Raw genomic sequence first — 1,528 nt, 5'->3', positions numbered from 1 at the left:
CAATGTCATTTTTACTAGCTCCCATCAAGTACAGCAAGCACACCAACTTTATAAAAAATATATATAATCAATAAAATATAATAGTCCATTAGTTTTATTAATTTATGCGGTACTTGCTGTACCTTTTTAATTTTATATCTTTTATAACCTCTTTATGTATAAAAAGTACATCATTTAATGTACTCGTACACTATTAAAATATTAAATTTTCTGGTGACATAACTACCTCTGTTCTATATAATATAGAAGAAAACTATCATAGATTGCTTTATGAATATATATCTGAAAACTCCATTTTTATCAACTGGATTTATGTCAATATTTTAGACACAAATAATTGAATTTTTAACTTGCTCTAGCTATTTTTTCGCATTCATTTGGAGATATAAAACCAATACCTCCATGAATTCTTTTCCTATTGTAACAACCTTCTATATATTCAAATAACCTTAGTTTCGCAGATTCAAAATCAAAATACTTAACTCTACAAACTTCTTCTTTCTTTAAAATGGCATGAAAAGATTCTATACAGGCATTATCATAAGGACATCCCTTTTTACTAAATGATTGAATCATTTTATTTTTTGATGTATAGTTGCTAAAATCAGAACTCGTATATTGAGAACCTAAATCAGAATGAAATATAAGGCCCTTGTCGGACTTTTGAACTATAACTGCATTATCTAAAGCTCTTACTATTAAATCCGTTGTCATATTCCTATCAAAGGCGTAGCCTACTATCTTTTTTGTATGTAAACCCATGACTGATGATAAATAACACCAGCCATCTTTTATTGTGTGTATGTATGTGATATCTCCAACCCACTTCTCATTTATTGTGTTTGTTGAAAAATCTTGATTTAAAATATTCTCTTTAGTTTCTATTTTTACTTTGGTAGCATGGTGCTTAAACTTTTTTACTATCACTGATTTTAACCCTCATTCACTCATAATTCTTTGTACCCTTTTTATACTTACATCGAATTGTGCGCACCATAAATACCATTACTATCATCATAAATATACTTAATTTCTTGTTTTAAAATTGCTCTTTCAACATATGTTTTACTAGGTTTTTTGTACCTAAAAGAATAGTACGTACTTCTTGAAATACCTAACACTTTACACAATAATGCAACCTTATGATTTACTTTTAATTCATCGATCAATTTAACAATAGATTCTACTTCTTTGCAAGTATGCCCATATCCTTTTTTAAGATTTCATTTTCTTCTTTAATTTGAGATATCTCCCTTTTAAAGGCTCTTAATTCTTTTAATGTCATTTCATCTTCTGAGTTTGAATAGACTGGAGAGTTATCTTTTATCCACGTAGATATTGTTGACTTTAGTATGCCATACTCGCTATGTAATACTGCTAATGATTTTCCTGATTTATATGATTCTATAATTGTATTTTTAAATTCTTCTGTATATCTTGCCATTTTTAGACACGTCCTTTCTAATCTATATCTATTATAATTATTTCGACTAATTGTGTCTATACACTTATACTAACATCAGCTTTA

The 1,528-nt window shown here is 27.8% G+C and carries 1 pseudogene; it reads right to left on the bottom strand.

Features of this window, described 5'->3' with window-relative positions:
- Positions 1-345 precede the first annotated feature (345 nt).
- Positions 346-1,444 (bottom strand): annotated as a pseudogene (locus NSA58_RS20035) (IS3 family transposase).
- Positions 1,445-1,528 lie beyond the last annotated feature (84 nt).

The sequence above is a fragment of the Terrisporobacter muris genome (assembly GCF_024621905.1).
Lineage (GTDB): Bacteria > Bacillota > Clostridia > Peptostreptococcales > Peptostreptococcaceae > Terrisporobacter > Terrisporobacter muris.
Note: the sequence above shows the minus strand (reverse complement) of the source record. Positions and strands in the feature narration are given on the sequence as shown.